Origin of the sequence: Baekduia soli, assembly GCF_007970665.1 — a bacterium.
Taxonomy (GTDB): domain Bacteria; phylum Actinomycetota; class Thermoleophilia; order Solirubrobacterales; family Solirubrobacteraceae; genus Baekduia; species Baekduia soli.
The window spans coordinates 1,741,586-1,760,962 of the sequence record NZ_CP042430.1 but is presented as its reverse complement, the minus strand read 5'-3'; the positions used below and the strand labels follow the sequence as shown (position 1 = coordinate 1,760,962).

Sequence of the window (19,377 nt, the reverse complement as noted above, 5' to 3'; positions counted from 1 at the left end):
GCCGAGCCCCGACCCCGTGCGCAAGCTCGCTGTCAGACCGACCGGGCCTGCCGCGACCCTCATCCCATGCTCGCCCTCGCCGTCATCGTCGTCCTCATCCTCGCGCTGGCCGGGACCCTGCACAAGCTCGCGTCCGCGCGGGCGGCGCAGGTCCGCGCCGACGCCGCGCTGGAGGCCGAGCGCCGCCTGCACGAGCAGGCCGAGGCGTCGCACCGCACGCGCCTCGGCGAGCTCGAGCGCGCCACGGCCGAGAAGGTCGCGCTGCTGCAGGGCAACCGCGAGCAGTTCCGCCAGGAGATGCAGGCCATCTCGGGCGAGGTGCTGCGCGGGGCCACCGAGCAGGTCGCCGAGCTCGCGGCCCAGGCCCGCAAGGCCGACCACGAGAGCGCCAACGGGGAGCTGCGGCTGCGGGCGGCCGAGATCACCGCCGCGGTGGCGCCCATCGCCGAGCACCTCAAGGACGTGCAGACCCAGGTCCGCAACCTCGAGCGCGAGCGCCGCGCGACGCAGGCCACCGTTCGGCAGATGTGCGAGACGACCGCGACCGAGCTGGGGCGGCTGCGCCTGGAGACCGGCGCGCTGGTCAGCGCGCTCAAGCGCCCGCAGGTCCGCGGCTCGTGGGGCGAGATGCAGCTCAAGAACGTCGTGCGCGTCGCGGGGATGACCGACCACGTCGACTTCCACACCCAGGTCACCGTCGACGGCGACGAGGGCACGCGCCTGCACCCGGACATGACCGTGCACCTGCCGACCGGGCGCGACATCGTCGTGGACTCCAAGGTCCCCCTCGACGCCTACCTCACCGCGCTGGAGGCCACGGGCGACGAGGAGCGCGACCGCCACCTGGACCGGCACGCGGCCCAGCTGCGCACCCACCTCGACGCGCTGGCGACGAAGGCCTACCACGCCAAGCTCGAGCGCTCCGCGGAGTTCGTGGTGTGCTTCGTGCCCAACGAGGCCTGCTACGTGGCGGCGCTGGACCGCGACCCCGGCCTGCTGGAGCGCGGCGCCGGCAAGGGCGTGCTCATCGCCACGCCGACGACCCTGCTCGCCCTGCTGCACGCCACCCACTACGGCTGGCGCCAGGCTGAGGTCGAGCAGTCGGCGCTGGAGATCGCCGCCGCCGGCCGGGAGCTGCACAAGCGCTGCGCGACGTTCCTGGCGTCCTTCGCCAAGGTGGGGCGCCAGCTGACGTCGGCGACCGAGGCCTACAACGCCTCGGTCGGCTCGCTGGAGGGCCGAGTGCTCCCCCAGCTGCGCCGACTCGACGATCTCGGGGCCGCCTCGGAGAAGGAGCTCGCGGTGCCCGTGGGGATCGACAGCGTCGCGCGGGCGCTGACGGTGCCCGAGGCCGCCGGCGGCGAGATCACGGTCCTGGGACCGGGCGAGGCGTCCGCGGCGTAGGCTGGGTCCGCCCCGACCGAGAACCGAGGACCCCATGTCGCTCGCGCGCCCCCGCCGCAGGTCATCGTCCCTGACCGACGTCGTGCCGCTGCGCGCGACCGGGTTCAGCGTCTCGGGCCCGTCGGCGCGCGCGCCGATCGCGATCGCGGCGCTGTCGCTCGGCGCCGGGGCGATCGGGGCGCTGGCGATCGGACGCCTGACCGTCCGCCACGCGACGATCAAGCGCCTGGTCATCGACGAGCTCGAGGTGCGCTCGCTGAAGGTCGCCGAGCTCGACGTGGCCCGGGAGGGCCCGCCGGTGGTCTGACAGCCGGTGTCAGGAACCACCCCCCGGCGGTCGACCCTGTCCCCGATGGCCGCCACGTCCTCCGACCTCCCGCTCTCCCCCACCGCGCTCACGCGCTTCCTGGACTGCGAGCACCGCACCCACCTCGACATCCTCGAGCGGCGCGGCGAGCTCGGCGAGCGCCGCCGGCCGCCGGACCTCGAGCTCCTGTCCGAGCGCGGCATGCGCCACGAGGACGCGATCCTGCAGGGCTTCCTGGACGCCGGCCGCGACGTCGTCCTGCTGGCCGGCGACCGCGCCGAGGCCGACGACCTGGCGCGGCGCACCGCCGCGGCGATGGCCGAGGGCCGCGAGATCCTGCACCAGGCCTGCTTCCTGCGGGACGGGTGGATCGGCTACCCCGACTTCCTCGTCCGCGTCGACGCGCCGTCGGAGCTCGGCGCGTGGTCCTACGAGGTCTTCGACGCCAAGCTCAGCCGCCACGCCGAGCCCCGCCACATCTTCCAGCTGGTCTTCTACACCGACGAGCTCGCCCGTCTGCAGGGCGTCGCGCCGCAGAAGATGCACCTGCTCCTGGGCGACGGCGCCACGGCGTCGTTCCGCCCCGAGGAGTTCGCGGCCTATGCGGGCCGCGTGCGCGCCGCGTTCCTCGTGCGCCACGCCGAGCTGTGCGCGCCCGGCGCCGTCCCGGCCTACCCCTACGAGGTGGCCGCCTGCGGGTTCTGCCACTGGTGGCACGTCTGCGACGCGCGCCGTCGCCGTGACGACCACGTCTCGCTGACGGCCGGCGTGCACCGCTCGCAGGGGCTGCGCCTCGAGGCCGCCGGCGTGCACACCCTGCCCGCGCTGGCGACGCTGCCCGTCGACCGGGATGTCCCACGCGTGCCGCGCACCACGGTGGGGACCCTGCGCGCGCAGGCCGGCCTGCAGCTGCGCAGCCGCGGTCTGGGCCGCCCGCTGTACGAGCTCCTGGAGCCGGCGGCCGACCGCGGGCTCGGGCGGCTGCCCCTGCCGTCGGCCGGCGACGTGCACTTCGACTTCGAGGGCGACCCCAACTGGGGCGACGACGGGCTCGAGTACCTGTTCGGCACGGTGTTCGAGCAGGCCGGCGGCCCGGTCTACCGGGCGCTGTGGGCGACGTCACGCGCCGAGGAGAAGCAGGCGTTCGAGACCTGGATCGACTGGCTCGGCGACCGCCTGCGCCGCTACCCCGACCTGCACGTCTTCCACTACAACGCCTACGAGACCGTCGCGCTCAAGCGCCTGGTGGCCCGCCACGCCACGCGCGAGGCCGAGGTCGACGACCTCCTGCGCCGGCGCGTGTTCGTCGACCTCTACGGGATCACCCGGCAGGCGATCCGCGCCGGGACCGAGGGGTACGGGCTCAAGGCGCTCGAGCCGGTCTTCGGCTTCCAGCGCGACGCCGAGCTGCGCGGGGCGATCGGGTCGCTGCGCCGTTGGCAGGCCTACGGGCAGGATGGCGACCCGTCGCACCTGGACGGCATCGCGGGCTACAACGAGGACGACTGCCTCAGCACGCGGGCGCTGTACGCGTGGCTGCTGGAGCGCCGGCCCGACGTCGAGCGGGTGTTCGGCGCGCCGCTGGCCGTCCTGACCGCCCAGGAGCCCCGGCCCCGGTCGGACCGTGCGCTGGCGCAGCAGGCCCGGACCGACGCCCTGCGCGACCGCCTGCTCGCGGGCCTGCCCGACGACGAGTCCGGCGACGACGCGGCGCAGCGCGCCCGGCGGCTGGCGTTCCACCTCGCGGGCTACCACCGCCGCGAGTCCAAGCCGGTGTGGTGGGCGCTGTTCGCGCGGCGCGAGCGGACCCTGGAGGAGCTCCGCGACGAGGACCCCGAGGCGCTCTCCGGCCTCGAGGTGCTCGGCTGCGAGGAGGTCGGCCGCGGCTCGCGCGTCTGGACGCTGCGATACCCCGAGCAGGAGTTCAAGCTCACCCCCGGCAAGGTCGACGAGCCGCTGGCCGGGCGCGAGGCGACCCTGGAGTCCGTCGACGAGGCGGCCCGCATCGTCGTGGTCCGCCGCGGCCCCCGGCACGGGACCGGCGCGCCGCTGGCGATCGGTCCCGCCGGCCCGTACGACACGCCCGCCCAGACCGACGCGCTGCACCGCTTCGCCGAGGGCGTGGCCGACGCGGGCACCGACCGCCCGGACCCCGGCCTCGACCTGCTGCTGGCCCGCTCGCCGCGCTTCGCCGCGGGCACGCCGCCTTTGACCGACGGCCCGGTCGACCTCGAGCGCCTGAAGGCCCAGGTCCGTGGCCTGGACCGCAGCGTCCTCGTCGTCCAGGGGCCGCCCGGCACGGGCAAGACGTGGACCGGCGCGCGGCTGGCGGTCGACCTGCTGGCCCACGGGCGGCGCGTCGGCATCATGGCGACCTCGCACAAGGCCATCAACAACCTCGTGGCCGCCGTCGACGTGGCGGCCGACGAGGCCGGCGTCGACTTCCGCGGCTGGAAGAAGTGCGCGAAGGACGAGGACGCCTACGACAGCGCCCGCGTCACGAGCGGGAAGGCCGGCCCGCCGGTCGAGGACGGCCCCGTCGCGCTCACCGCGGCCACCGCCTGGCACTGGGCGTCGGCGGACGCCCGGCGCAGCGTCGACGTGCTGCTCGTCGACGAGGCCGGCCAGGTCTCCCTCGCCGACGCCATCGCCACCACGCAGGCCGCCGGCGGCGTCGTCCTGCTCGGCGACCCGCAGCAGCTCGCGCACGTCAGCCAGGGCACCCACCCACTGGGCACGGGCGGCTCGGTGCTCGAGCACGTGCTCGGCGACCACGACACGATCCCGCCCGAGCGAGGCGTCCTGCTGGCGGCCTCCTGGCGGATGCACCCCGAGGTGTGCGGGTTCATCTCCGAGACGATGTACGACGGCCGCCTGGTCCCCGTGCCCGGGTGCGAGGTCCAGCGGGTCGACTCGCCCGGCCTGTCGGGGCACGGGCTGCGCCTCATCGAGGTCGAGCACGAGGCCAACCGCGGCCGGTCGCCCGAGGAGGCCGACCGGATCGCCTCCGAGCTGGAGCTGCTCCTCGACGGCGGGACGTGCGTGGGCCGCGACGGGCGCCGGCGCCCGCTGACGCTCGACGACGTCCTGGTCGTCGCGCCCTACAACCTGCAGGTCCGCTGCCTGAAGGCCCGGCTGCCCGAGGGTGCGCGGGTCGGGACCGTCGACAGGTTCCAGGGCCAGGAGGCGCCCGTCGTCCTGTTCTCCATGGCCAGCTCCAGCGGCGAGGACGTCTCGCGCGGGATGGGCTTCCTGTTCAGCCGCAACCGCCTCAACGTGGCCGTCTCGCGTGCGCAGGCGCTGGCCGTGGTGGTGTGCTCGCCGGCCCTGCTGGGCGCGCGGTGCACGACGGTGCAGGACATGCGACTGGTCACGATGCTGTGCCGCTTCGCCGACGCGGCCGGCCGCCGCGTGTGAGCGGTCCCGGCGTCAGCGGCGCGCGGCGTCCAGCAGCACGGCGGCGGCGGCCCGCGCGGTGGCGGCGGCGGCCGGGTCGCGGTCCATCCGCGCGGCGATCTGCGCCCCGTCGTAGAGCAGCACGAGCTGGGCGGCCAGCCCCTGCGGGTCCGGCGCGCCCGCGGCCGCGGCGAGGTCGGCGAACAGCCCGCGCTTCCAGGCGCGCGCCGCGTCGGAGGCCTCGACGACCGGGCTCCCCGGCCGGGCCTCGGCGCTGGCGTTCATGAACGCGCAGCCGCGGAAGTCCGGGTCGGCGAAGGACTCGCCGAGCACGTCGAAGACGCCCAGCAGCCGCTCGGCGGGATCGTCCCAGCGCGCGTCGATCTCCCCCGTCAGCCGCTCGCGCCAGCGGGCGTGGCGCGCCTCGAGGTAGGCGCGGATGAGCTCGTCCTTGCTGCCGAAGATCTTGTAGAGCGACGCCTTGGACACGTCGGCGTGCTCGATGACGCGGTCGATGCCGACCGTATGGATGCCCTCGCAGTAGAACAGCTCGGTCGCCGAGGCCAGCAGGCGCTCCCGCGCCGACGGCCGATCTGGGGCCTTCGCGGACATGGGCTTGACGGTAACAGACAGGTCTGTGTACTGTCCAGGGAGGCCATGAACAGACCTGTCTGTTCTCTGACCGGAAACCCCTCATGACCGATCTCTCCCTCCCCGCCCCGTCCACCGCCTGGGCCCCGTCGCGCCCCGGCCGTCTGCCGTCCCGCGCCGCGTTCGCGCTGCAGGCCTCGATCCTCGTGCTGTTCCTCGCCGGCTCGAGCGCCCCGACGCCGCTCTACGCGGCCTACCAGGCCGAGTGGGGCTTCTCGCCCATCACCATCACGGTGATCTTCGGCGTCTACGCCGTGGCGGTCCTGGCCGCGCTGCTCGTCGTCGGCTCGCTCTCCGACCACGTCGGGCGCCGCCCCGTGCTGCTGGTGGCCATCGTCGTGCAGGCCGTCGTCATGGTCGTCTTCGCGACCGCCGGCGGCGTCCCGGCCCTGCTCGTCGCCCGGGTCGCCCAGGGCCTGTCGACCGGCGCGGCCGTCGGCGCGCTGGGCGCCGGCATGATCGACCTGCACCGCACGAAGGGCGCGATCGCCAACGGCGTCGGCCCGATGAGCGGCACGGCGACCGGCGCGCTCGGGTCAGCGCTGCTCGTGCAGCTGCTGCCCGCCCCGACCCAGCTCGTCTACCTCGTGCTGCTCGCCGCGTTCGTGCTGCAGCTCGCCGGCGTCGCGTTCATGGCCGAGTCCTCGGCGCGCACGCCGGGCGCGCTCGCCTCCCTGCGCCCGCAGATCGGCCTGCCCGCCGGCGCCCGCGGGCCGCTGTTGCGCGCCGTCCCCGCGCTGGTGGCGATCTGGGCGCTGGCCGGGTTCTACGGCTCGCTCGGCCCCGCCCTGGCCCGCCTCGTGTCGGGCTCGGACTCGGCGATCCTCGGCGGCCTGTCGCTCTTCGCGCTGGCCGGCAGCGGCGCCGCGACGGTCCTGGTGGTCCGCAACGCCGCGGCGCGCACGGTCATGGTCGTGGGCAACGCCGCGCTCATCGCGGGCGTCGGCATCACGCTGCTGGCCGTCGCGGCCGGCTGGGCGCCCGGGTTCTTCCTGGGCACCGTGGTCGCCGGGATCGGCTTCGGCTCCGCGTTCCAGGGTGCCCTGCGCACGGTCATCCCGCTCGCGGCGCCGCACGAGCGGGCCGGGGTCCTCTCGGTGGTCTACGCGGTGAGCTACCTGGCGATGGGCCTGCCGGCGATCGTCGCGGGGGCGCTGGCCGTCCATGGCGGGATCCTGCAGACCTCGCGCGAGTACGGCGTGGTCGTCATGACGCTCGCGGCGCTCGCGCTGGCCGGCACGGCGGCCCGCCGCCGCCGGCCCCGGGCGACGGCCTGCCGGGCGGCCTGAGCGCCCGCGCCTGCGGCGTACGGCCAGCACCCTTGCGTGCGCCGGGGCGCTGGCCGACGATGCGCGCCGGTGGCCGGCCGCAGATCTCCGACGACGCCCCCGGCACGGCCGCGGACGCCGGGCTGCTGGAGCGCGCCGAGGCGCTGGCCACGCTGCAGAACCTCCTGGACGGCGTGCGCGCCGGCGGCGCGGGGCGCCTCGTGCTCGTCGGCGGCGAGGCCGGGATCGGCAAGTCGGCCCTCGTGCGGGCGTTCTGCGCGGCGTCGGGCCCGGGGACCCGGGTGCTGTGGGGCGGCTGCGACGCGCTGAGCACGCCGCGGGCGCTCGGCCCGCTGCTGGACATCGCGCACGCCACCGGCGGTGGGCTGGCGGCCGCGGTCGCCCGTGACGCGGCGCCCGGGACGGTGGCCGCGGCGTTGGCGGGCGAGCTCGAGCCGGGCCCGGCGATCGTCGTGCTGGAGGACCTGCACTGGGCCGACGAGGCGACGCTCGACGTCCTGCGCCTGCTCGCGCGGCGCGTCGCGGCCTGGCCGGCGCTCGTGGTCGCGACCTACCGGGCCGACGAGCTGCACGCGGCGCACCCGCTGCGCCTGGCGCTCGGCGACCTCCCCGCCCAGGGCGCCCACCGCCTGGACCTCGGGCCGCTGTCGGTGCACGCCGTCGGCGTGCTGGCCGGGGCGGTCGGCGTCGTCGACGTCGCCCGCCTGCACGAGCGCACCGCGGGCAACCCGTTCTTCGTGACCGAGGTCCTCGCCGCCGAGGGGGCGGGCGACCTGCCCGACACCGTGCGCGACGCCGTCCTGGCCCGGGCCGCGCGGCTCGGCGACGCGGCGCGCGAGGTGCTCGACGCGGTCGCGATCGAGCCCGCGCGCACGGAGCTGTGGCTGCTCGAGACGCTCGCCGACGGCGCGGGCGCCGGCCTGGACGCCTGCCTGGCCACGGGGATGCTGCGCGCGGAGGGCACGCGCGTCGGGTTCCGCCACGAGATCGCCCGCGTCGCGATCGAGGAGGCGCTGGCGCCCCACCGGCGCCTCCTGCTGCACCGCCGGGCGCTGGCGGCGCTGACCGCGGCGCTCGGGCGCCGGCCGGACCCGGCGCGCCTGGCGGCCCACGCCGAGGCCGCCGACGACGCCGAGGCCGTCCTGCGCTTCGCCCCGGCCGCCGCCTCGCGCGCCGCCGCGCTGGGCTCCCACCGCGAGGCGGCCGCGCAGCTGGCCCGCGCCCTGCGCTACGCCGACGGCCTGCCGCCCGCCCGCCGCGCCGAGCTGCTCGGCCGCCGCTCCTACGAGTGCTACCTCACCGACGCGATCCCCGAGGCGGTGCAGGCCCGCACGCTGGCGCTGGCCGAGCACCGCGCCGCCGGCGACGTGGCCGGCGAGGGCGACGCCCACCGCTGGCTGTCGCGCCTGGCGTGGTTCGGCGGCGACAACGCGACGGCCGAGGCGCAGGCGCAGCGCGCGATCGCGCTCCTCGAGCCGCTGGAGCCGGGCCCCGAGCTGGCCATGGCCTACAGCAATGTCGCCCAGCTGCGGATGCTGACCGGCGAGGACGCGGCCGCGATCGCCTGGGGCGCGCGCGCGATCGCCCTGGCCGAGCGGCTCGGCGAGCAGGAGACGCTCGCGCACGCCCTCAACAACGTCGGCGTGGCCGAGCTGCGCTCGGGCGCGCCGGGCGGCGCCGCGACGCTGGAGCGCAGCCTCGCCCTCGCCCTGGCCGGCGGCCTGGAGGAACACGTCGCCAGGGCCTACACCAACCTGAGCTCCTGCGCGGTCGAGCGGCGCGACTTCGCCCGCGCCGACCGCGCCCACGACGACGGGATCGCCTACTGCCGCGAGCGCGGGCTCGACGCCTGGCTGTGGTACATGTCGGGCTACCGGGCGCGCTCCGACCTCGACCAGGGGCGCTGGGACGCGGCGGCGCGCGGCGCCGCCGAGGTGCTCGCCCAGCCCCGCGTGGCCGCCACGAGCCGCTTCTCCGCGCTCGTCGTCGCCGGCCGGCTCGCCGCGCGCCGCGGCGAGGCGGGGCACTGGCCGGCGCTGGACGAGGCCCTCGAGCTCGCCCGCCGCACCGGCGAGCTGCAACGGCTGGGGCCCGTGGCCGTCGCCCGTGCCGAGGCCCGCTGGCTGGGCGGCGAGCCCGCGGCCGTCGAGGACGAGACGGCGGCCACGCTCGCCCTCGCCCTGCGCCGCGGCGACCCGTGGGTGGCCGGCGAGCTGGCGGTGTGGCGCCGGCGCGCCGGGCTGGAGCCGGCGCCCGGGCCCGCCGCGGGCGCCCTCGCCGAGCCCTGCCGGCTGGAGCTCGACGGCGACCACCGCGCCGCCGCCGAGGCCTGGGCGCAGGTCGGCTGCCCGTTCGAGGCGGCGCTGGCGCTCACGCACGCCGGCGACGAGGCGTCCCAGCGCGAGGCCCTGGAGGCGCTGCAGGGCCTGGGCGCCGCGGCCGCCGCGGCGCGCGTGGCCCGGCGTCTGCGCGAGCGCGGCGCCCGCGGCCTGCGCCGGGGCCCGCACCCCGCCACGCGCGAGAACCCCGCCGGGCTGACCGCCCGCGAGCTGGAGGTCGTCGAGCTCCTGGCGGACGGCCTGCGCAACGCCGAGATCGCCGAGCGCCTGTGGCTGTCGCAGCGCACCGTCGGCCACCACGTCTCGGCCATCCTGCGCAAGCTCGACGCGACCTCGCGCAGCCAGGCGGCGGCGACCGCGCTCAGGCTGCGGATCGTCGAAAGATAGGTCGTCCTCCCGATGCCGCCGGTGCGGCGCCACCGTAGCTTGGCGACATCGCACCCACCCCCCAGGAGGCACCATGAAGCTGTACGCCATCCTCCGCCGCAGCGGCTGGAGCTCGGCCGACGAGCTGCAGGCCGCGGCCGGCCGCTCGACCCGCGTCGGCGACGAGGACATGCCCGACGACGTGCGCTGGATCCGCAGCTACGTCCTCGACGAGGGCGCCGGCACCGTCGGCACGATCTGCATCTACCAGGCGACGAGCCCCGAGGCGATCCGCGAGCACGCCCGCCGGGCCGACCTGCCCGCCGACGAGATCATCCCGATCGCCGACACGGTCCTCGTCCGCCCCGATCCCGAGCCGGCCGCCACGGCCTGAGGCCGCCGGCCGCCGGGGCCGGCGTCGCCGTCCTCCCTCGACGGCGACCCGCCCCGGCGGCACCGGGGGTCAGCGCGCGGCCCGCAGGATCGCCGCCGCGGAGGCGCGGACGTCGTCGTCGGTCGTCGACCAGTTCGAGAACGAGATGCGCATGGCGTCGCGCCCGCGCCACGTCGTGCCGCCCAGCCAGCAGGTGCCGTCGGCCTGCACCCGCGCGACCACGCCTCTGGCGTCGCCGAACCCGGCCAGGACCTGGTTGAGCACCACGTCGTTGAGCACCTCGACGCCGCCCTCGGCCAGCAGCCGCGCCATGAGGCGCGCCTGCGCGCAGCAGCGGTCCACGAGCGCCGCGACGCCATCGCGGCCCAGCGTGCGCAGCGCGGCGTAGACCGGGACGGCCCGCGCGCGCCGCGAGGACTCGGGGACGAACGCGTTGGGCTCGCGCTCGTCGCTCCCGGCCAGGTAGGCGGCGGTCATGCCCATCGCCCGGGCCTGCGCGGCCGCGTCGCGCACGATCGCCAGCGCGGAGTCGTAGGGCACGTTGAGCCACTTGTGGCAGTCCACCGCCCACGAGTCGGCGCGGTCGTGGCCCGCGACGAGGTGGGCCAGCTCCGGAGCGGAGGCGGCCCACAGCCCGAACGCGCCGTCGACGTGCAGCCACGCGCCGCGCGCGGCGCAGGCGTCGGCGATCGCCGCCAGCGGGTCGCAGGCCCCGGTGTTCACGTTGCCGGCCTGGGCGCACACGATCGAGGGCCCCGACCCCGCGTCCAGCGCGCGGGCCAGCGCGGCCGGGTCCATCGCGCCGCCGGCGTCGACGGCCACGCGCGTCACGCGCCGCTCCCCCATCCCGATGAGTCCCAGCGCCCGGCCCACGGTCACGTGGACCTCGTCGCCGACGAGGACCTCGACCGCCGGGGCGCCCGACAGCCCGTCGGCTCGGGCGTCCCAGCCCTCGCGGGCCAGGACCGCGTTGCGCGCGGTGGCCAGGCAGGTGGCGTTGGCCATCTGGGCGCCGGTGACGAAGCCGACGCCGCTGCCCGCCGGCAGCCGCAGGACGTCGAGCGCCCAGGTGCCCGCGATGTCCTCGAGCACGGCCATCCCCGGCGAGCTGGCGTGCAGGACGGCGGGCTGGTCGTAGGCGCTCACCAGCCAGTCGGCCGCCATGGCGACGGGCAGGGCGCCGCCGATGACGAAGCCGTGGTAGCGCGGCCCGCCCGAGGCGACCAGGCCGGGCTCGACGTCGCGTGCGAGGTCCTCGAGCACCGTCGCCGGGTCCTCGCCGGCGTCGGTCAGCGGGCGGTCCAGCGCGGCGCGCAGCGCCGCGTCGTCGGCCGCCGGGCCGACGTGGCGGTCCGGCAGCGCATCGAGCCAGGCCCCGGCCAGCGCGCGGGCCCGGTCCAGCAGCTCATGGGGCATACGCCGAGCCTAACCCGAGCCCGGTCCGCGTCGTGCGCGGCAGGCGTGACCGCAGCGCCGGATGGGTACGGCGCCCGCATCCCGACGGGGGTCAGCGAGCCGTTCGTGGCCGGCGTCGCGACCTCGGGCACCGCGCTGCAGCCGTTCGGCACCCGCTCCTCGGCGGCCGTCCTGCGGCCCGCGTCGCGCGCCGGGGCCTCGTGCTGGACCCGGTGCTGCGCGGCGCCATCGTGGGCAACCGGGCCAGGCTGCCGCGCTTCCCGGCCGGCGCCCGCCCGTCCCGCCCGGCGGCAGGCTGACCGCCGTCGGCCACGAGCTGCACACCCGGACCTCGCCGAGACCTACGACCAGATCGGCACCGCTACGCGCCGGGGGCGAGACGCCGGCGCCGGTGGACGCCATCGCCATCGTGGCGCGCTCTCGTTCCTGCCCGGCCACCGCCTGCAGACCGCGCCGGAGTCCTGGCGCGGCGACGACCCCGGCGCGCTGGTCGTGCGCCCCGAGACGCCGGACCCCACCCGCGGGGCGGGGGCGCTCAGCGGGGGCTGAGCGCGGGCGTGCTGCGCCGGGACACGACGCGGGTGGAGTGCGCGCGCGAGCCGTCGGGCGCCACGTAGAACGTGCGCAGCACGAGCCGGGCCCGCGGGTGACGCGCGAGGATGCGCCGGCCGAAGGCGCTGAGCCGCAGCGTGACGCGGACGCGACCGGCCGACGTGGTCCGCACCGTCGTGCGGGCCAGGGGCAGGCGTGCATGGACCGCCGCGGTCGTGACCGTGTGCCCGTGGCCGAAGGACCGCGCGAGGGCGAACGTCGTCGTGCCGGCGGGCAGGTCGGCGGCGAAGCGCGCCGACCGCGGCGCGATGGTCAGCACAGGTAGCGAGACGTGCAGCCACGCGAGCGACGCGGCCGGGCCGGGGGGCACCGGGGCCGATGCGGCGGGACCCGGGACCGGTGCGGCGCCCGGCGCGGCCGGCGGGGCCGGCGCGGGGACCTCGGCGGTCACGACGGCCGAGGCCTGGACGGTCCCGGCGTTGCCCGCGACGTCGGTGGAGAAGTAGCGGATGCGCTCGCCGCCGGCCAGCACCGGCCGGTGCGCCGGGTCGTAGACGGCCGAGGCCGTCGTGGGGACGTCGCCGTCGGTCGTGTAGTAGGTGGCGTCGACACCCGAGCCCACGTCGGTCGCCGTCAGCGTGGCGGTCACCGGCCCGGCCTGGACCGCGGCGGGCACGTCGTCGACGGTGACCGGCGCGACGGCGTCGACGTGTGCGGCCGGCGAGGTCTGCACGCTCTCGGCGTTGCCGTCGACGTCGGTGGAGAAGTAGCGGATCCGCTCCCCGTCGGCCAGCTCCGGCCGGGCGCCCGGGTCATAGACGGCCGAGGCCGTCGTCGGGGTGCTGCCGTCGGTCGTGTAGTAGGTGGCGTCGACGCCCGAGCCGGCGTCGGTGGGCGTCAGCGTCACGGCCACCGGCGTCGTCGACCAGCCCCCGCCCACGTCGTCGGTCGTGACCGGCGCCGTCTGGTCGGGCGTGAAGGTCACCGAGCGCCCCGGGCCCACGGGCCCGCCGGGCCCACCGGTGTCGAAGACGGTGTAGTCGGACGGGCCGGCCTGGACGGCGATGTTCTGGTCGCCGGACTCCATCGCGCCGTAGACCACGGTGATCGCCGGCGAGTCCTCGCGGAGGACGAGCTCGAAGTCGTAGGTCGGCGTGCCGGCGCTGCAGCACTCCGTGGCGCGCCACTCGATGACGAAGGAGCGGTGCGGGGCGACGCCGGTCGTCGTGGTGAAGACGCCCTGGCCGGAGGCGGCGTCACTCGTGTAGAGGTCGTACCAGTAGGCGAAGATCGTCGGGCCCATGGGCCCGTAGGGCACCGTCCCCATCGTCTGGTTGTCGCCCCCGGAGAACTGCAGGTTGCCGTTGGAGCTGAGCGCGGCGCTCGTGTAGGTCACCCCGGCGAACGTCACGTCGAACGGCAGCGCCAGGGTGCTGGTGCAGTCGTCGCAGTGGTTGCCGGCGTCGTCGACGCCGGGCACGAGGGTGGCCCCGGTCGACGAGCTGACGGCGTACGTCGCCGCCGACGCCGACGCGACGCAGCCCGCACCGAGCAGCGCGACCAGCGAGCAGATGAGCCCGGCCGCGCGCAGCGGACGTGGGGCCTTGTGGAGACGGCGCATGCGGGACCTTCCGGGGACGCGCCGTGGGAGAGCACGGCGGTGGATCCCGACGTCAGGAGCCCTTCAGCGGCTGAGCGGTCGGCGCACGCTGCATCGGGCAGCGGCTGGTCCCTTCGGTCGGTTCCCGCGCACCGAACTTGACCGCGGCCCGGTCCGTAGCTTGCGCGGATGCCGGGTGCGGCCCGCGGCGGGATGCTCGGCGCTCCACACCCTCTGGAGGAACGACAGCGATGACCGGCACGACCACGGTCCCCGAAACCGCGGGCGCCGCCCCCGCAGCGCCGGCCCCGGGCCTGGCGCCCGAGCAGGTCGAGCGCATGGACGGCTACGTCGCGCGCGCCCGTGTGGCGGCCGACGCCTTCCGGCGCCTGGACCAGGAGGCCGTGGACCGCATCGTCTGGGCGATGGTCGTCGCCGGGCTCGAGCACGCCATCGAGCTGGCCGAGCTGGCGATGGAGGAGACCGGCTTCGGCGTCTTCGAGGACAAGGTGGTCAAGAACTACATCGCGACCGAGTTCCTATACGACTACCTGAAGGACAAGCGGTCGGTCGGCGTCATCGACACCGACGTCGAGCGCGGGATCGAGTTCATCGCCGAGCCCATCGGCGTCGTGCTCGCGCTGCTGCCCATCACCAACCCCACCTCGACGGCGCTGTTCAAGGCGATCGTCGGCGCCAAGACCCGCAACGCCATGCTGTTCCGCCCGTCGGCCCGCGCGGCGCGCTGCGCGCTGCGCGCGATCGAGGTCCTGCAGGAGGCCGGCGAGGCCGCCGGCCTGCCGCCCGACGCGCTGCAGGTGATCCCCGACCCGACGCTCGACATCTCCCAGCACCTCTTCCACCACGACGGCGTCGACTTCATCTGGACGACCGGCGGCCCGAAGGCCGTCGCGGCGACCAACGCGGCGGGCAAGCCCTGCATGGGTGTCGGCTCGGGCAACGCGCCCGTCTACGTCCACCGGTCGGCCGACCTGCCGATGGCCGTCGTCGACATCCTGGTGTCCAAGACGTTCGACGCCTCGGTCATCTGCCCCGCCGAGCAGACCTGCATCGTCGACGACGCGGCCTACGACGAGCTCGTCGCCGAGTTCGAGCGCATGGGCGCGCGGCTGCTCACCGCCGAGGAGACCGACCGGGTGGCGCACGCCGCGATGACCGACGACGGGTCGATGCGCTTGGAGGCGCTCGGGCGCTCGTGCGTGGACCTCGCGGCCCTGGCCGGCATCGAGCCCGGCACCGGGACGAAGGTGCTCCTCGCCCAGCTGCCCACCGACCTCGACGGTCTCGCCGCCCACCCGCTCATCGCTGAGAAGCTCATGCCGGTCCTCGGGCTCGTGCGGTCGCCGTCGCTCGAACACGGCATCGCCGCATCCGTGCTCGTCACCGAGCACGACGGGCTCGGGCACACCTCGGCGGTCTACGCGCGCGACGAGGAGGTCGTGCGGCGCTTCTCGTTGGCGGTCCGCACCGGCCGCATCCTCGTCAACGCGCCGACCGCGGTCGGCGCGCTCGGCGGCGTGTACAACTCGATGACGCCCACGTTCTCGCTCGGCTGCGGCACATGGGGCGGCTCGACCACGACCGACAACATCAACTACCGCAACCTGCTCAACGTCAAGACGGTCTCCCGCCGCCAGTCGCCGCCGCAGTGGTTCCGGGTGCCGTCGGACACCTACTTCAACCCCGGCTCGCTCGACAGCCTGCGCGAGCTGCACGCCGAGCAGGTCGTGATCGTCACCGACCAGGACACGGAGCGGCGCGGCGTGGCCGAGGAGGTGCGCGCGCACCTGCCGGCGGGCGCGTCGGTCCACGTCTTCGCCGACATCTCGCCCGAGCCGCCGGAGGCCGAGATCCGGGCCGGCGTGCGCGTCATGGAGGAGCTGGCACCCGACGTGCTGCTCGCGATCGGCGGCGGCTCGGTGATCGACGCGGCCAAGGCGATCCGCCTCTTCCACGAGAGCCCGCAGCTCACGATGCGCGAGCTCGCCCTGCCGTTCCTCGACGCCCGCAAGCGCGTGGCCCACTACCCGCAGGTCGACCACGCCTCCAGGCTGATCGCCGTGCCGACCACCGCGGGCACCGGATCGGAGGTCTCGCCCGCCGCCGTGCTGACCGTCGACGGGCGCAAGGTCACGCTCGTCGACTACTCGCTCGTGCCCGACATGGCGGTCGTCGAGCCCAAGCTCACGACGAGCATGCCGCCGTTCATGACCGCCGACACGGGCGTCGACGCGCTGACGCACGCGCTCGAGGCGGCCGTGTCGATCTTCGCCTCGCCGTTCACCGACGCGTTCTGCATGCAGGCGATGAACCTCATCTTCGAGGCCCTGCCCCGGGCCTACGCCGACGGCGAGGACCTCGGGGCGCGGACGGCGATGTCCAACGCGGCGACGATCGCGGGGCTGGCGTTCTCCAACGCCTTCGTCGGCGTCAACCACGCGCTCGCCCACGCCGTCGGCGCGCGCTTCGGCATCGCCCACGGCCGCGCGAACGCGATCTTCCTGCCCCATGTCCTGCGCTACAACGCCTCCCTGCCGAGCAAGTTCATGCCCGCCCCGGGGTATTCGCACTACGTCGCCCCGGAGAAGTACGCCCAGGCCGCATGGATCCTGGGGGTCGGCACGCGCGACGAGGCCGCGCGGCGCGAGGCGCTCTTCGCCCGGGTCGACGAGCTGCTGTCCGGCGTCGGCATGCCGGGGTCGCTGGCCGCGCTGGGCATTCCGCGCGCGGAGTTCGAGGCGGCGGTGCCCGACCTGGCGCGCGCGGCGTTCATCGACCCGAGCATCCGCACGAACCCGCGGATCCCGATGCTGACCGAGCTGGTGGAGCTGCTCTGGGCGGGCTATGAGGGCCGCTGAGGCCGTGGGTCGGATCGAGGGTCATATGGACACCGAACTCGACCCACGCCCCTTGAGAGTCGCCCCGGGCACCCCGCACCCGGCCCGCTCAGCCGCGCGCCCGCGGCCGGCGCGCCTCCGCGACGCGGCGCACCGCCGCCAGCAGCGCCTGCGTCGACGGGCGCTCGGCGTCGCCGGCGCGGGTCACCGCGGAGATCACGCGCGTCGGGCGCTCCCGCGCGACTTGGCGGATCGCCAGGCGCGGGTCGTCGTCGGGGAGCGCGAGCTCGGGCAGCAGCGCCACGCCCAGCCCGGCGGCGACGAGCTCGGCGGCCACCACGGCGTCGTTCATCCGGTGGCGGACCTGCGGCGTGAAGCGCCCGCGCTCGCGGCAGAGGCGCTCGGTGATCTCGTCCCAGCCCAGGCTCACCGGGCCGGAGATCCACGCCGCGGTCGCCAGCTCGGCCAGCGCGACGGCGTGGCCGGGGCCCCCGGCCGCCGCGTGGCCGGCCGGCAGGGCGAGGACGACGGGGTCGAGCAGCAGCTCGTGGCGATCGAGGCCCGGGGGCATCCGCCACGGGACGTGCTGCCACTCGTCGCCGATGACGAGGTCGACGTCGCCGAGCGCGAGCGCGGGCAGCGCCTCCTCGGGCTCGCCGCCGACGAGCTCGCAGCGCAGGTCCGGCGCGTCGACGGCCAGCCGGGCCATCGCCGGGACGGCGATCCGCATGGCGGCCGACTGGAAGCACGCGATGCGCCCGCGGCCCGTCACGGTCCCGACAGCGGCCGCGAGGCCCGCCTCGGCGCGCGCGGCCTCGTCGAGCAGCGCGTGGGCGTGGCCGACGAGGACGAGCGCGGGATCGGTGAGCCGGACGCCGCGCCCGGCCCGCTCCAGGAGCCGGACGCCGGTCTCGCGCTCGAGCATCGCGAGCTGCTGGGAGACGGCCGAGGGCGTGAACTGCAGGGCGTCGGCGACCGCGGCGATCGTGCCGCGCTCGTGGAGCTCGCGCAGGAGGCGCAGCCGGCGAAGGTCGAGCATCGTTCAGCGACGCTACCGAATAGACGCCAGGAATCCGAATGGATCCTGATGCTTCGAAGGAGGAGGGTGACCGGCCATGTCCCCCGGCGGCCCGCTCCTCTGCCTCGGCTCGGCCGCCGCGTTCGGCGCGATGGCGATCTTCGGCAAGCTCGCGCTGGGCGACGGCGCGACCGCCGGGACGCTGCTCAGCGCGCGGTTCGTCCTCGCCGCCGCGATCCTGTGGTGCGTGCTGCTCGTGCGCGGGCCCTGCCGGCGCTGCGCACGCTGGGACGGCGTGACGTCGCGATCGCCTTCGGCCTCGGCGCCTGCGGCTACGCGCTGCAGAGCGGGTGCTACGTCCTGGCGCTGCAGCGCATCGACGCCTCGCTGCTGTCGCTGCTGCTCTACACGTTCCCGGCGATCGTCACCGTCGCGTCGGTGGCCCTCGGCCGCGAGCGCCTGGACCCGCGGCGCGTCGCCGCGCTCGTGCTCGTGTCCGCCGGGCTGGCGCTCGTGCTCGCCGGCGCCGGGACGGGCGCCCTGGAGGCCGTCGGAGTCGCGCTCAGCCTCGGCGCGGCGTTCGTCTACAGCGCCTACATCCTGGTCAGCGACGGCGTCGCCGGGCGCCTGCCCGCCCTCACGCTGAGCGCCCTGGTCTGCACGGGCGCCGCGGCGTCGCTGACGATCGGGTCGGCCGTCACCGGGCAGCTGCGCCCCGGGGCGGTCACGGCCGCCGGCTGGGGATGGCTGGCCTGCCTGGCCGTCGTCTCCACCGTCGCGGCGATCGCGCTCTTCTTCGCGGGCCTGCGCCGGGTCGGCCCGACGGCGGCGTCGATCCTCTCCACGGTCGAGCCCGTGGTGACGGTCGTGCTCGCCTCGCTGGTGTTCTCCGAGCGCCTGGGCGGCGCGCAGCTGGTCGGCGGCGCGCTGGTGCTGGGCGCCGTGATCGTGCTGCGCACGGGCGGGGCGGCCCGGGCGCCGCGCACCGCACTCGACCCCGGCGAGGTCGCCGCCGAGGCGCTGCCCTCGTAATCCTTCCGTCTCCACCAGGCCACATCGCTGGCCGACGACGCCCGGCGCCGCAGGCTGGGCCGGCTGCCCACCAGCCGGCCCAAGGCCACCGGCAAGGCCACGGGCCGCACGGCCGCCGCGGCGCTGCTGGCGGCGCGCGCCAAGCCGTTCCTCATCCAGCCGACGCAGGAGAAGTCGACGCCCGCGTGTGGGAGGGCATCCACCTGCGCTCGCCCGACGTCGCCAGCGTCGCGTTGGCAAGGCCGTCGCGGAGGCCGCGCTGAAGGCCGCGGGCGACTAGGGGGACGGGGGCGCGGCGGGCTGCTTGAGCTCGAGCGTGACGCCGTCGTGGATGCGCAGGTACGCGCTGATCGCGCCGGCGTTGGGCCCGCCGTCGGAGCGGACGGGGCCGTCGGGGCTGCGCGGTCGCGCGCCGAGCTCGACGGCCCGCCGCCACGCCGCCTCGCCGTCGGCCACCCGCAGCGAGATGTGGAGATGGCCGGGGTGCGAGGACTCCTCGGACTGCGGCTGCAGGTCGCCGTCCTGGTACTCCAGAAGCTCGATCATCCCGCCACCGGGCAGGTCGAAGATCGCCGCCTCGATCACGATCCCGGGGTAGCCGGTCACCTGGGCGAGGTAGGGCCGGTCCAGCGTGCCGCGGTAGCGCGGCGGCGCCCCGAGGAAGCCCTCCCAGAAGCGCACGGCCTCGTCGATCGACGCCACGGAGATGCCCACGTGGTGCAGGGCCTGCACGCCCGCGCCGGCGCTCATCGCCG

13 protein-coding genes are annotated in these 19,377 nt (G+C 76.2%); 8 read left to right on the top strand and 5 right to left on the bottom strand.

The window, feature by feature from the left end; genetic code table 11:
• Window positions 1-66: 66 nt before the first annotated feature.
• The 3 genes from FSW04_RS08160 to FSW04_RS08150 are packed head-to-tail and all read left to right on the top strand — an operon-like array spanning window position 67 to window position 5,128.
• Window positions 67-1,404: a DNA recombination protein RmuC gene (locus FSW04_RS08160; RefSeq protein ID WP_146918139.1), complete on the top strand. Its 1,338-nt coding sequence runs from the start codon at window positions 67-69 to the stop codon at window positions 1,402-1,404.
• Window positions 1,405-1,438: 34 nt separating this feature from the next.
• Window positions 1,439-1,711, top strand: a complete 273-nt coding sequence (locus FSW04_RS08155; RefSeq protein ID WP_228431007.1) for a hypothetical protein — start codon at window positions 1,439-1,441, stop codon at window positions 1,709-1,711.
• Window positions 1,712-1,756: 45 nt separating this feature from the next.
• Complete coding sequence (locus tag FSW04_RS08150; protein ID WP_146918137.1) at window positions 1,757-5,128, top strand: TM0106 family RecB-like putative nuclease; 3,372 nt, start codon at window positions 1,757-1,759, stop codon at window positions 5,126-5,128.
• A gap of 12 nt (window positions 5,129-5,140) precedes the next feature.
• Here FSW04_RS08150 and FSW04_RS08145 read toward each other — a convergent pair whose 3' ends face one another.
• Window positions 5,141-5,719, bottom strand: coding sequence for a TetR/AcrR family transcriptional regulator (locus tag FSW04_RS08145; RefSeq protein ID WP_146918135.1), 579 nt, complete (start codon window positions 5,717-5,719; stop codon window positions 5,141-5,143).
• 83 nt (window positions 5,720-5,802) lie between these two features.
• On the opposite strand from FSW04_RS08145, the gene FSW04_RS08140 reads away from it, so the two are divergent.
• The 3 genes from FSW04_RS08140 (at window position 5,803) to FSW04_RS08130 (ending at window position 10,146) form a co-directional block, all read left to right on the top strand.
• Entirely contained in the window at window positions 5,803-7,047 is a 1,245-nt protein-coding gene (locus tag FSW04_RS08140; RefSeq protein ID WP_146918133.1) for an MFS transporter, read from the top strand.
• Between the two features lie 59 nt (window positions 7,048-7,106).
• Window positions 7,107-9,773 carry an ATP-binding protein gene (locus FSW04_RS08135; RefSeq protein WP_146918131.1) on the top strand — a complete coding sequence of 889 codons (2,667 nt, stop codon included), beginning with the start codon at window positions 7,107-7,109 and terminating at the stop codon, window positions 9,771-9,773.
• A 73-nt stretch (window positions 9,774-9,846) separates the two neighbouring features.
• A complete protein-coding gene (locus tag FSW04_RS08130; RefSeq protein ID WP_146918129.1) occupies window positions 9,847-10,146 on the top strand; it encodes a DUF4242 domain-containing protein in 300 nt (99 codons plus the stop codon).
• Between the two features lie 69 nt (window positions 10,147-10,215).
• On the opposite strand, the gene FSW04_RS08125 is transcribed toward FSW04_RS08130, so the two are convergent.
• Both FSW04_RS08125 and FSW04_RS08120 read right to left on the bottom strand, forming a co-directional pair.
• Complete coding sequence (locus tag FSW04_RS08125; RefSeq protein WP_146918126.1) at window positions 10,216-11,562, bottom strand: pyridoxal phosphate-dependent decarboxylase family protein; 1,347 nt, start codon at window positions 11,560-11,562, stop codon at window positions 10,216-10,218.
• 535 nt (window positions 11,563-12,097) lie between these two features.
• The gene (locus FSW04_RS08120; RefSeq protein WP_146918124.1) at window positions 12,098-13,735 is read right to left on the bottom strand and encodes a chitobiase/beta-hexosaminidase C-terminal domain-containing protein; all 1,638 of its coding nucleotides are present in this window, start codon (window positions 13,733-13,735) and stop codon (window positions 12,098-12,100) included.
• A gap of 230 nt (window positions 13,736-13,965) precedes the next feature.
• On the opposite strand from FSW04_RS08120, the gene adhE reads away from it, so the two are divergent.
• Entirely contained in the window at window positions 13,966-16,593 is a 2,628-nt protein-coding gene (adhE, locus tag FSW04_RS08115; protein WP_146918122.1) for a bifunctional acetaldehyde-CoA/alcohol dehydrogenase, read from the top strand.
• Between the two features lie 88 nt (window positions 16,594-16,681).
• Here the strand turns inward: adhE and FSW04_RS08110 are convergent, their stop codons facing one another.
• Entirely contained in the window at window positions 16,682-17,611 is a 930-nt protein-coding gene (locus FSW04_RS08110; RefSeq protein ID WP_146918119.1) for a LysR family transcriptional regulator, read from the bottom strand.
• Window positions 17,612-17,833: 222 nt separating this feature from the next.
• On the opposite strand from FSW04_RS08110, the gene FSW04_RS08105 reads away from it, so the two are divergent.
• A complete protein-coding gene (locus tag FSW04_RS08105; protein ID WP_187369341.1) occupies window positions 17,834-18,622 on the top strand; it encodes a DMT family transporter in 789 nt (262 codons plus the stop codon).
• A 276-nt stretch (window positions 18,623-18,898) separates the two neighbouring features.
• On the opposite strand, the gene FSW04_RS08100 is transcribed toward FSW04_RS08105, so the two are convergent.
• Complete coding sequence (locus FSW04_RS08100; RefSeq protein WP_146918115.1) at window positions 18,899-19,372, bottom strand: VOC family protein; 474 nt, start codon at window positions 19,370-19,372, stop codon at window positions 18,899-18,901.
• Between the last annotated feature and the right edge of the window lie 5 nt (window positions 19,373-19,377).

Excerpts from the sequence above, each read along its gene's own strand:
- FSW04_RS08125 (WP_146918126.1), bottom strand. The coding sequence starts at position 11,562 with ATGCCCCATGAGCTGCTGGACCGGGCCCGCGCGCTGGCCGGGGCCTGG.
- FSW04_RS08130 (WP_146918129.1), top strand. The coding sequence starts at position 9,847 with ATGAAGCTGTACGCCATCCTCCGCCGCAGCGGCTGGAGCTCGGCCGAC.
- FSW04_RS08120 (WP_146918124.1), bottom strand. The coding sequence starts at position 13,735 with ATGCGCCGTCTCCACAAGGCCCCACGTCCGCTGCGCGCGGCCGGGCTC.
- FSW04_RS08160 (WP_146918139.1), top strand. The coding sequence starts at position 67 with ATGCTCGCCCTCGCCGTCATCGTCGTCCTCATCCTCGCGCTGGCCGGG.
- FSW04_RS08155 (WP_228431007.1), top strand. The coding sequence starts at position 1,439 with ATGTCGCTCGCGCGCCCCCGCCGCAGGTCATCGTCCCTGACCGACGTC.
- FSW04_RS08140 (WP_146918133.1), top strand. The coding sequence starts at position 5,803 with ATGACCGATCTCTCCCTCCCCGCCCCGTCCACCGCCTGGGCCCCGTCG.
- adhE (WP_146918122.1), top strand. The coding sequence starts at position 13,966 with ATGACCGGCACGACCACGGTCCCCGAAACCGCGGGCGCCGCCCCCGCA.
- FSW04_RS08135 (WP_146918131.1), top strand. The coding sequence starts at position 7,107 with ATGCGCGCCGGTGGCCGGCCGCAGATCTCCGACGACGCCCCCGGCACG.
- FSW04_RS08150 (WP_146918137.1), top strand. The coding sequence starts at position 1,757 with ATGGCCGCCACGTCCTCCGACCTCCCGCTCTCCCCCACCGCGCTCACG.
- FSW04_RS08145 (WP_146918135.1), bottom strand. The coding sequence starts at position 5,719 with ATGTCCGCGAAGGCCCCAGATCGGCCGTCGGCGCGGGAGCGCCTGCTG.
- FSW04_RS08100 (WP_146918115.1), bottom strand. The coding sequence starts at position 19,372 with ATGAGCGCCGGCGCGGGCGTGCAGGCCCTGCACCACGTGGGCATCTCC.
- FSW04_RS08110 (WP_146918119.1), bottom strand. The coding sequence starts at position 17,611 with ATGCTCGACCTTCGCCGGCTGCGCCTCCTGCGCGAGCTCCACGAGCGC.